At 64.6% G+C, this 10,400-nt stretch carries 9 protein-coding genes; 2 read left to right on the top strand and 7 right to left on the bottom strand.

The genetic code is table 11. The features are described from left to right. Nucleotides 1–30: 30 nt before the first annotated feature. From UP06_RS06785 to UP06_RS06765, 5 genes are all read right to left on the bottom strand, one after another. Complete coding sequence (locus UP06_RS06785; RefSeq protein WP_044999899.1) at nt 31–1,029, bottom strand: IS5 family transposase; 999 nt, start codon at nt 1,027–1,029, stop codon at nt 31–33. Between the two features lie 220 nt (nt 1,030–1,249). Continuing rightward, the gene (locus UP06_RS06780) at nt 1,250–2,401 is read right to left on the bottom strand and encodes a DegT/DnrJ/EryC1/StrS family aminotransferase (RefSeq protein WP_045001530.1); all 1,152 of its coding nucleotides are present in this window, start codon (nt 2,399–2,401) and stop codon (nt 1,250–1,252) included. A 52-nt stretch (nt 2,402–2,453) separates the two neighbouring features. Beyond that, nucleotides 2,454–3,461 (bottom strand): Gfo/Idh/MocA family protein, encoded by a 1,008-nt coding sequence (locus UP06_RS06775; protein ID WP_045001528.1) that lies wholly within the window; start codon nt 3,459–3,461, stop codon nt 2,454–2,456. Nucleotides 3,462–3,629: 168 nt separating this feature from the next. Further along, nucleotides 3,630–5,042, bottom strand: a complete 1,413-nt coding sequence (locus UP06_RS06770) for a mannose-1-phosphate guanylyltransferase/mannose-6-phosphate isomerase (protein ID WP_045001582.1) — start codon at nt 5,040–5,042, stop codon at nt 3,630–3,632. A gap of 7 nt (nt 5,043–5,049) precedes the next feature. Next, a complete protein-coding gene (locus UP06_RS06765; RefSeq protein WP_045001526.1) occupies nt 5,050–6,039 on the bottom strand; it encodes an SDR family NAD(P)-dependent oxidoreductase in 990 nt (329 codons plus the stop codon). A 204-nt stretch (nt 6,040–6,243) separates the two neighbouring features. On the opposite strand from UP06_RS06765, the gene UP06_RS06760 reads away from it, so the two are divergent. Both UP06_RS06760 and UP06_RS06755 read left to right on the top strand, forming a co-directional pair. Continuing rightward, on the top strand, nt 6,244–7,203 hold the full coding sequence (locus UP06_RS06760; protein WP_045001525.1) for a lysylphosphatidylglycerol synthase transmembrane domain-containing protein: 960 nt from the start codon (nt 6,244–6,246) through the stop codon (nt 7,201–7,203). Then, entirely contained in the window at nt 7,200–8,234 is a 1,035-nt protein-coding gene (locus UP06_RS06755) for an MraY family glycosyltransferase (RefSeq protein ID WP_045001524.1), read from the top strand. Before UP06_RS06760 ends, UP06_RS06755 begins: the two co-directional genes overlap by 4 nt. Here UP06_RS06755 and UP06_RS06750 read toward each other — a convergent pair. Together UP06_RS06750 and UP06_RS06745 are read right to left on the bottom strand one after the other, a co-directional pair. Beyond that, nucleotides 8,222–9,169 carry an NAD-dependent epimerase/dehydratase family protein gene (locus tag UP06_RS06750; RefSeq protein WP_045001523.1) on the bottom strand — a complete coding sequence of 316 codons (948 nt, stop codon included), beginning with the start codon at nt 9,167–9,169 and terminating at the stop codon, nt 8,222–8,224. The genes UP06_RS06755 and UP06_RS06750 overlap by 13 nt on opposite strands. Further along, complete coding sequence (locus UP06_RS06745; RefSeq protein ID WP_045001521.1) at nt 9,166–10,398, bottom strand: glycosyltransferase family 4 protein; 1,233 nt, start codon at nt 10,396–10,398, stop codon at nt 9,166–9,168. Before UP06_RS06745 ends, UP06_RS06750 begins: the two co-directional genes overlap by 4 nt. Nucleotides 10,399–10,400: the final 2 nt, after the last annotated feature.

The following is a 10,400-nucleotide window of genomic DNA, read 5'->3' as shown; positions in this document are numbered from 1 at the left end:
TCATTTCATCCCCTGTTGTCCTCTGTTTTTTCATGCGGAGACGGACTCCTGGCGTTGTGCGGCCAATGCGCCGGCCGCACGCCGTAGGTTGTAGGCGCAGCAGGCCAGCACGATGTGCACCTGATTGCGCTCGAAGTTGAAGAAGCGCATCCGCCGGAGACCATAATGCTCCTTGAACACGGCGTACGGACGCTCGACGGCGGCGCGCACCTTGGCGATTAGTTTGTTGCGCAGCTTCTGCCGCGGCGGCAGTTCGGGATGATGCTTGTTGGGCCGATGCATCAGGCGGTCCTTGATGCCAGCTTCTTTAAGACGCGCGTGCCGGGCATGCGTGTAGTAGGCCTGATCGCCATAGACCGCGGCCTCATCGCCGCAGAACAGACGATCCGCTGGCTCGGTATCGGTGATTGAGGCGTCCGTCACATGGACGCGACGAATGAGGGTGTGACCTGCATCCACGCCCGTGTGGATTTTATAGCCGAACACGCTCTTTTTGCCTTTCCGGCCCCAGCGAGCATCGCGATCCGCAGATGGTTTGGGTGGCGTATCCTCGCCATCCTTGCGTGCCTTGCGGGGCGGAGTGGCTCGTGCCGCGATTAACGAGGCGTCGACCAGCGTTCCCTGCTTGAGGATCAGCTTCTTGGCCTCCAACTGCCGATTGATCTCAGTGAAGATCTTCTCGATCAGACCGTCCTTGGCGAGTTCCTGCCGAAACCGCCACAATGTCGTGTGATCCGGGGTCTGATCGTGCAGGCTCAGACCAACAAAGCGGCGGAACGACAACCGGTCTGCAATGGCCGCTTCCAGCGCGGGATCAGACAGATTGTGCCAGATCCCGGCGAGCAAGCAGCGAAGCAAGACTTCCGCCGGATAGCTGCTGTTGCCGGCACCATCGCCGCCCCGCTTGCCAAGCAGCGAGCGCAGCGGCGCCCAATCCACAACAGCCTCCACCTCATCCAGGATGCTGCTTCGCGGTGCCCGAACCAGGCCATCCGCCAAGCTCATCTGACCGACATTGCGCTCAACCATGGCTCCCCTCGCTAGAATCAGCCATGATTCAAAGAATCACGTGCAGCCGATTGTGCAAAGCCCTCCTTGTGGGAGAGGGCAGCGCCGTGAGTAGACACAAGCTCGATAGGGTGAGGGGTATCTCTCCGCGTATTCCGTGCAGAGAGATACCCCTCACCCGTCTCGCCGCTCTGCGGCGAGCCACCCTCTCCCACAGGGGGAGAGGGAAAGAACAGCGAAATCAGGTTGAAAGCGCGCCGCGCACGGCCGCGATGATTCGCTCCTGATCGGCTTCGGTCAGATAGGCGTGCATCGGCAGGCTGATGACGTCCTGCGACAGGCTCTCGCAGGCCGGCAGCCCGCCGTCTGCGACCGGATACTGCTTGTAGGCGGTCTGCTGGTGCATCGACTTGCCGTAATAGATCGCGGTCGGCACGCCCTGAGCCTTCAGCGCGGCGGCAAAGCCGTCGCGGTCGGTGCCCTCAGGCAGGCGGATGGTGTATTGCGCCCAGACCGAGGTGTTGCCTGAGCTGAGGCGCGGCACTGTGACCACGTTGGACAGTCCTCGTGCGTAGCGCTCCGCTACCTTGTTGCGGGCGGCGATCTCGTCGTCGAAAATCTTGAGCTTCTCGATCAGGATCGCGGCCTGCATGGTGTCGAGCCGGCCGGTCAGGCCGAGGCGGACGTTGTCGTATTTGTCGACGCCCTGCCCGTGCACGCGGATGCTGCGCAGCGTGGCGGCGAGCTCGTCGTCATCGGTGAAGATCGCGCCACCGTCACCGAAGCAGCCGAGCGGTTTTGCTGGAAAAAAGCTGGTCGTGGTAACAAGCCCGAACGTGCCGAGCTTCCGGCCCTTGTAGCTCGCGCCAAAACCCTGGGCTGCGTCGTCGATCACGAACAGGCCTTCGGCCTTGGCGATCTCGGCGATGGCGTCGTGATCGGCGGGCTGTCCGAACAGGTCGACGGGGATGACCGCAACGGGCCGCAAGCCGGCCTTGCGGGCGGTCGCGATGCCACGCTTCAGGGATTCCGGGCTCATGTTGAAGGTGGCTTCGTCGACATCGACGTAAACCGGCGTAGCACCAGTCCGCGCCGCCGGCGAAGCGGTCGCGATGAAAGTGAACGACGGACACAGCACGGCATCGCCGGGGCCGACATTCTTCGCCATCAGCACCATCAGGAGTGCATCGGTGCCGCTGGCGCAGCCAATCACGTGCTTGGCGCCGCAATAGGCCGCAAGCTGCGCCTCGAGCGCGGCGACCTCCGGACCATTGACGAACTGGCAATGGTCGAGCACGCGCTTGACCGCCGCATCGAGCGAGGCGCCAAGCCGGCGGCGCTGCGAGCTGACATCGATGAAGGGAATGGGATCGGAACGCAGATGCTGGTTCATGGCGCCTTGGCGATTTTCTTGCGGGTTTGAAGCGGTCGACATGCGAAGAGGATCAGCCGGCGACGCGGCGCGGGCCCTTGCGGGCTGACGACGAATTGGCCGCAGGCCGCGATGGCGTCTCAAGGCACTGCGTGGCGATCTCGAGGCTGGCGACGCCCTCATCACCGGTCACCGCCGGAATCTCACCATGGCGCACGGCCTTGAGGAAGGCGATCAGCTCGGCGCGGAGCGGCTCGTCATGACCGACCGGCAGATGCCGCATCGAATAGCTGCCGTCCGGCTTGAAGCCGAAACATTCGGTGACCTGGCGCGTCAACAGATCGCCCATCACATATTTGCCGCGGGTCGCGACCGTGACGCTGCGCGCCTTGAACGGCGTCAGCCAGTTGGTGTTGATGTGGGCAAGCACGCCGCTAGCCGTGCGGAACTGCAACAGCGCGATGTCCTCGCGCTCGGCAATCGCGCTCGACAATTGCGGCTGCACCTCGACGATGTCGGATTCGGTGAACCAGCGGATCAGGTCGATGTCGTGCACGGCGAGATCGATGACGACGCCGACATTGGACATGCGCGGCGGGAACGGACCGACGCGCGTGATCGCGATCGACAGGATATCCTCGCCCGCAATCGCCTGCTTGACGGCGGCGACCGCCGGATTGAAGCGCTCGACATGGCCGACCATCAGCGTGACGCCGGCCTTTTGCGCAGCAGTGACGATCTCGCGACCTTCGGCGACCGTCGACGCAATCGGCTTCTCGACCAGCACGTGGATGTTCTTGGCGATGCAGGCGAGCGAGAGCTCGTGATGCAGATGGGTCGGCGCTGCAATGGTGACGGCATCGACGCCGGCAGCAAAGAGCTGGTCGAGCGTCTCAAAGCCCTGGCAGTTGGCAAGCTCGGCGGTACGCGCGAGATGCGCCGGCGACGGATCGACCACGCCGATAAGGCTGACGCCGGGCAGCCCCGCCAGCACGCGCGCGTGGTTGCTGCCCATCACGCCGGCGCCGATGACGCCGACGCGCAATGCGGCCTTTGCCGGTTGTGACCCCTTGGAACTCATCTGATCGAACCCCGATTCAACCCAAACCCCGGGCCGCTTCTAGCACGCTCGCCACATTTGTGGCGAATGCCGCGATATCGGCCCGGACACGATTTGATTCAAAAAGTTACACGTTCCCCGGGCCTTAGCATCTTTTTGGCCCGGATCGCGTGATTCGGAGTTTGCTGGTTACGACCTTTGATAGTCGTCTTCAATCCGGATGATGTCGTCTTCCCCGAGATAGCTGCCGGTCTGGACCTCGATCAGTTCGAGCATGATCTTGCCGGGGTTTTCCATCCGGTGCACCGCGCCCATCGGGATGTAGATCGACTCGTTCTCGTGCACCGTCTTCACGGTCTCGTTCACGGTGACGCGGGCCGCGCCGCGGACGACGATCCAGTGCTCGGCACGATGATGGTGCTTCTGCAGCGACAGTCGACCGCCCGGCTTCACCACGATGCGCTTGACCTGGTGGCGCTCGCCATTGTCGACGGACTGGTAGCTGCCCCAGGGCCGATGCACCTTGAGATGCTCCTCGGTGACCTTCGGCGCAACCGTCTTGAGTTTTGTGACCAGGCGCTTCAGCCCGTTGGCATCCTTCTGGCGCGAGACCAGCACCGCATCCGCGGTCGCCACCACGATGAGATCGTCGACGCCTTCGAGCGCGACCAGCGCGGAATCAGTGGTGACGTTGCAATTGCGCGAGTCCTCGAACACCGCGCTGCCATGCGAGGCGTTGCCTTGCGCGTCCTTGTCAGACAGCTCCCACACCGCGTGCCAGGAGCCGACGTCGGACCAGCCGCAGGACACCGGCACCACCGCGGCGCGCGAGGTCTTTTCCATCACCGCATAGTCGATCGAGATCGCCTTCGCCGCGCCGAACGCCTGCGGCTCCAGCGTGACGAAGCCGAGATCGCGGCCGGCATTGGTGACGGCATCGGAGACCGCCTGCACGCTCGCCGCATCAACCTTGCGATATTCGTCGAGCAGCAGGGTCGCGGGAAACATGAAGTTGCCGCTGTTCCAGAGATAGCCCGAATTGACGTAATCGGCCGCCTTCACCGCGTCCGGCTTCTCGACGAAGCGCGCGACCGCATGCACCTCGCCCGAGATCACCTCACCCGGGCTGATATAGCCATATTCAGTCGCCGGCCGCTCCGGCTTGACGCCGAAGGTGACGATGCGTCCGGTGCTCGCGGCAGCTAAGCCTTCGCGGCACGCGGCGACGAACGCGGCATTGTCCTGCACCACATGGTCGGCGGCGAGTGCCAGCAGGATGGCGTCGCTGGCGCGGCTCTGCGCGAACACCGCGCCCGCGGCGATCGCCGGCCCGGAGTCACGCCGCATCGGCTCGAGGATCACGTCGGCCTCGATGCCGATCTCGGCCAGCTGCTCCAGCACCATGAAGCGGTAGGAGGCGTTGGTGATGACGATCGGCCGATCGAACAGCGCGCTGTCCGAGACGCGCAGCAGCGTGTCCTGGAAGGTCGAGCGCGTGCCGAACAGCGGCAGGAACTGTTTCGGGCGCACCTCGCGCGACGCCGGCCACAGCCGCGTGCCGGCACCGCCGCACATGATCAGGGGGATAATGCGTTTGTCCATCGTCATCTCAAACCTTGAAGTAGTCCCGATACCAGGCGACAAAATTGTGGACCCCGTGCTCGATCGGCGTTGACGGTGCAAAGCCGGTGTCGCGCATCAAGTCTTCGACATCCGCGAACGTTTCCACCACGTCTCCCGGCTGCATCGGCAGCAATTCTTTGATTGCCGTCCGACCCAGCTCCCGCTCCAGAAGGGTGACGACATGCATCAGCTCTTCAGGGGAGTGGTTGCCGACATTGTAGACCCGAGACGGCGCATTTGCGGCAGCCGGATTGTCCGCAGGCACAAGATCGATCAGCTTGGATACTACACGGGTGACGTCGTCAACATAGGTGAAGTCGCGACGCATCTTGCCATGGTTAAAGAGCCGGATCGGCTTGCCCGCCATCATGGCGTTCACAAACAGAAACATAGCCATATCGGGCCGTCCCCACGGACCGTAAATGGTAAAGAAGCGCAGGCCCGTGACCGGCAGCCGGTAAAGATGGCTGTAGGACTGCGCCATCACCTCGTTGGCCTTCTTGGTCGCAGCATAGAAGCTCACGGGATGATCGGTCCGGTCGTGCACGGAAAACGGCAGTTTAGTGTTGGCGCCATAAACGGACGATGACGACGCGTAGACGAGATGACGACAGCGATTGTTGCGGCAGCCCTCGAGCACGTTGAGAAAGCCCTGGAGATTGGAATCGACGTAAGTGTGCGGCTGCTCGATCGAGTAGCGCACGCCGGCTTGCGCGGCGAGATGCACGACCTCTGAAAATCCGTGTCGCGCGAACAGCGCCGCGATCGCATCACGGTCGGCGAGATCGGCCTGCACGAAGGAAAAGCGGGGATCGCCGCGCAACAGTTCCAGGCGCGCTTGTTTCAGCGCCGGATCGTAATAGTTGTTGAGATTGTCGAGCCCAACGACGGGCCGGCCTTCGGCAAGCAGCTGCCGGGCGACGTGAAAGCCGATGAAGCCGGCGGCACCCGTGACTAAAATCGCCTGATCCGTCATCCTGTTCCCAAGGGGGCCCAAACCCGATCTCGTGCCCGAGCCGCCTCTTTACCCGCGGCATCGAGGGGGTCGCAATAGCCCTGCCACTCACGACAACGGCTCTTCATGAGGCCTATTGCAAGATCGGCGCCAAAACCATACCAAAGCGGCCTAATCGGCGCCTGGCGTCGGGTGAACCCAACAAACCCTGTTCATGCGGACGAGATGCGCCGAATCCTGCTGTCGACGGCCAAGATCCTGATCTCCGCGGCGCTGCTCTATCTGGCGCTGCGCAAGGTCGATCTGTCCGAACTGTTTTCGCGCTTCACCGCGACCAGCCTGTTCTGGATCGCGGCGGCGATCGCGGTCGCGTTCCTGCAAATTTTCGTCGGCGTGCTGCGCTGGCGCGAGATCAGCGCCGAATGCGGTGCGCCGCTCGAGCTCAGCCGCGCGATGCGCTACAACGTGATCGGCTCGTTCTTCAACCAGACCTTGCCCTCCGCAATCGGCGGCGACGCGGTCCGGCTGTGGCTGGTTGCGCGCGCCGGCGCCGGATGGCGTGCGGCGACTTATTCGATTTTCGTCGACCGCGCGATCGGTTTGATCGCGCTCGCGATCATCATCGTCGCGAGCCTGCCCTGGAGTTACGCCCTCATCACCGATCCGCATGGGCGTTCGGCGCTGCTGCTCGTCGACTTTGCGGCGCTCGCGGGCGGCCTCGGTTTCCTGGTCTTCGGCGCGCTGACATGGCCGTGGCTGAAGACCTGGTGGGCGACCCACCACCTCCACGCCTGCGCCGTGATCGCGAACCGCGTGATCTTCAGCCGTTCGCGCGGGTTGAGTGTCGCGATCCTGTCACTGCTAGTTCACGTGCTGGCCGTCGTCATCGCCTGGTGCGTGGTGCAGTCGATCGCAGCTCCGGTCAGCTTCGGGCAAACCTTCCTTCTCGTCCCGCCAGTGATGCTGATCACCCTGATGCCGATTTCCATCGCCGGCTGGGGCGTCCGTGAAGCGACGATGGGGCTGGCGTTCGGCTTTGCCGGGCTGGCCGCCAATGAAGGCGTCAACGTCTCGCTGCTGTTCGGCGCGGTCTACTTCATCGTCGGCGCGTTCGGCGGACTGGTCTGGATCCTCAGCGCGGAGAAAGCCGCGCAGGGGTCGGCGCCGATCGGGGTGCCGGAGTGACGACGTTCGTCTCGGGTCCGGGACTTGCGGCGGGACTGGTGTTGCTCGCGCTTGCGCCGGCCGTACTGGCTGCACTGATCTCCGCCTGCATCACCTGGCGGAGCATGCCGCTACTGCAACGTTACGCGCTGGCACGTCCGAACGCGCGCTCGTCACACAGGATTCCGACGCCGCAAGGTGCGGGCATCGCGGTTGTCGCGGCCACCTTGCTGGTGGCCGTGCCTTGGGCGGCCTGGACCTACGGCGCACTTCCCTTGTCCCTGATCGGCTCCGCTGTGCTGATCGCTCTGGTCGGACTTGTCGACGACATTAGGCCTCTACCCGTCGTGCTCCGTCTCTTGTTGCAGGCGGGCGCCGTGGCCGCTGTCGTATTCACGGCACCGGAGACCGCGCGCATCGTGCCGGCTCTGCCGCTCGCGCTGGAGCGCGGCCTCATCCTGCTCGCCGGAATCTGGTTCGTGAACCTGGTCAATTTCATGGACGGGCTCGACCTGATGACGGTGTCCGAGGTGGTGCCGACGACAGCCGCGCTCGGACTGCTCGGATGGTCTGGCGACCTCTCTCCGTCCGCCGCACTGCTCGCAACGGCGCTGTGCGGCGCCATGCTCGGCTTTGCGCCCTTCAACAAGCCGGCGGCAAAAGTATTCCTGGGCGATGTCGGCAGCCTGCCGATCGGCCTGCTCCTCGGCTGGTGTCTGCTCGAGCTCGCCTGGCACGGGCAGCCGGCCGCTGCGCTGCTGCTGCCGGCCTATTACCTCGCGGATTCCACCATCACGCTGTTTCGACGCGTCGCGCGCCGCGAACAATTCTGGTCGGCGCACCGCTCGCACTTCTATCAGCGTGCGACCGACAACGGGTTCAAAGTCCCGCAGGTGATCGGCGAGGTGTTCGCGCTCAATCTCGTGCTGGCATTGCTCGCCATCGTCACCGTTCGCGCCGGCTCATTGCCTATCACGCTGATCGCGCTGCTCGGCGGCGCGATCGCGATCAGCTTCGTGTTGCGGCACTTCTCCCGCCCTCAGGCGTCCTGAGCCGACAGCGCGAGCCGCAAACCCTCGTCGAGGGAGATCTGCGGCTGCCAGCCGGTCGCGATCGCCTTGGAGACGTTGAGCTCGAGCGAGCCGATCAGGCTGTCATGCGTGTCCTGCCGCCCGATGACGCCGAGCAGCGAGCTCAACAGCCCCGGCGACATCCCGAACAGCCGCGGGCTTTTGCCGGACGCCTTGGCCAGACGCTCGATGAATTCCGGCGTCGAGACCTGCTCCCTGTCGGCCACCAGAAAGATCTCGAAATTACTCGCGGGGTCGGGATAAGCGAGCCGGCGCAAGATGAACGACGAGAGGTTCTGCACGGCCAGGAAAGCGCGCTGATTGTGGATCGCGGCAAAGGGCAGCGGAAGTCCCAGATGCACCGCACGCGTCAGCAGCGCAAAATTGCCCTTGGCGCCCGCGCCATAGACCAGCGGCGGCCTGATCACCGAGATCTTCATGTCGCTGTCGCGCGCGAGTGTCCTCAGTCCCGCTTCGGCGGCGGCCTTGGACATGCCGTAGAGGCCGCGCGGCGTCAGGATGTCGTCCTCGCTGAACGGCGCCCGGCCTTCGTTGCTGCGGCCGTGCACGAGAACGGTGCTGACGAAGATGAACTGACGCACACCGGCCGTCGCCGCGCAACGTGCCAGGTGCAGCGTGCCGGCAATGTTGACGTTGCGGTAGAGCTGGACCGCGTGCTCCTCGTGCTTGTGATGCACGCGCGCGGCAAGATGAACGACGGCATCGACACCTTCGAGCGCGGCCTGCCAATCGGTCTCGGGGCCGATCGATTCAATCACGACCTCGTCGTCGACGCCCTCCGGGCTGCGGACCGCGCGGCGGACCGACCATCCTGCGCGCACCAGCGCGGGCACGACGTGACGGCCGACGAAACCGCTCGCTCCCGTCACCAGCACGATCGGCTTGTTCTCGCTCATCGTTGCTCCCTGAGCTCGGGGTTGCGCAACAATTCGTCGATCAGGGCGGCATAGGCGTTCATGGCGGTGGCGCGATCGAACTTCGCGGCCGCCTTCACCGCACGCGCCGCCATGGCGCTATCGTCCGAGCGGGACGCCGCCCGGATAGCCTCGGCGAGTTGATCGGCGCGGCCCGGCGTCACGACCCAGCCGAGCCCGTTCTCCACCACCGTCAAGGCGGCCTCGGCCTGCGGCTCGGAGACCAGCACGACCGGACGGCCAACCGCCAGCAGATTATAGAAACGGCTCGGCACCGACACCCCCGCGACGTCCCTGCGGTACGGGATGATCCAGAGATTGGCGGCAGCGAGAAACGCCTCAAGCTCGGAATCCTCGACACGCACCACAAAGGAGACATTGGGCAGGTTCGAGGCGGCCTGCAACTGCTTCAGCCGCTCGAAACCGATGCCCCAGCCGGAGAGCAGAAAATGAATGTCCGCCTCGTCCTTCAGCAGACGCGCCGCCTCGAACACGATCTCCGGATCGTGGGTGAAGCCGAGATTGCCGGACAGGCCGACGATGAAGCGGGCCGAAAGCGCCTGGCGAAACGGATTGTCCGGTGTCACCGGCCGTGGCGCGGCCACGAGCGTCGCCCAGTTCGGGATGAAGCGGATCTTGTTCCGCGTCATGCCGGAATAGCTCAGCAGCGGCCGCTCGGCATCGCGGCCGATGGTGATGACGGCGTTGAGCGCGCGGAACATCAAGGCGTTGGCGGCGCGCATCGCCCTCGCCACGATCGAACCGGGCTTCAGCAGGCCCGCCATCACCAGCACGTCCGGAAACAGGTCGTGCAGGATCAGCGCCGAGCGTGCGCCCCTGAGCCTTGCGGCGGCCGCGACCGCGTAAGGCAGCATGAACGGCGCTGTGACGGTGAGCACGACGTCACCTGCCTTAAGCTCCCGTATCAGCGCGACGAACGTGCGCAGCACGAACAACAGTTCGGACACGCCGCGCCGCATCAGCGCCGCCTTTCCGGCCATCCGGTTCTTGACGGCGACGACGCGCGGCTTGCCCCGGCCGGTCTGTGACGCCGGCAGCGAGCCGGGCGAGCCCGACAGCACGACGACCTCGTGTTCTGCGGCGAGGCGGCAGGCGATCTCGGCCATGATCGCCGCCGTCGTGCTCGGATCCGGCGGATAATGCTGGCTCGCCACGACGATCTTGCAGGCGATCTTGCCTTGAGACTGCATGA

This window comes from Bradyrhizobium sp. LTSP857 (genome assembly GCF_000938285.1).
Lineage (GTDB): Bacteria > Pseudomonadota > Alphaproteobacteria > Rhizobiales > Xanthobacteraceae > Bradyrhizobium.
The sequence above is the reverse complement of the archived record's forward strand: the minus strand, read 5'-3'. Positions and strand labels throughout refer to the sequence as shown.